We start from the raw sequence: 369 nt of genomic DNA on the forward strand, positions 1-369 counted from the left end.
AGCTGGAAGCGGGCCGCTTCTATCGTGGCCTTGAGGAAAAATTAGCCATAGCGCAACGAGCCAGAAATAAAACCCAAGTCAAAACCCTTCATGCGAAAATCGCTAACCGTAGAAAAGACGCATTGCACAAGTTCAGCCGTAAGCTGGCCAACCGCTGTGGTGAAATCTATGTGGGCAATGTCAGTAGCTTAAAACTCGTTAAAACCACGATGGCCAAGTCAGTGCTAGACGCTGGCTGGGGCCAATTAAAAACAATGCTGGACTATAAATGCGCTCACGCAGGCATTGTTTTTAAGGAAGTTGACGAGGCATACACCACCCAAACCTGTTCGAGTTGCGGCAGTTTGCCCGGGTCGAGGCCGAAAGGTA

The 369-nt window shown here is 49.6% G+C and carries 1 protein-coding gene; it reads left to right on the top strand.

Translation table 11 applies throughout. The annotated features are described in order from the left end of the window. Positions 1 to 369: RNA-guided endonuclease InsQ/TnpB family protein (locus TOI97_RS13250; RefSeq protein ID WP_321554590.1), on the top strand; the 369-nt coding region annotated here is incomplete at both ends.

The sequence above is a fragment of the Denitrificimonas halotolerans genome (genome assembly GCF_034259425.1).
GTDB classification, from domain to species: Bacteria; Pseudomonadota; Gammaproteobacteria; order Pseudomonadales; family Pseudomonadaceae; genus Denitrificimonas; species Denitrificimonas halotolerans.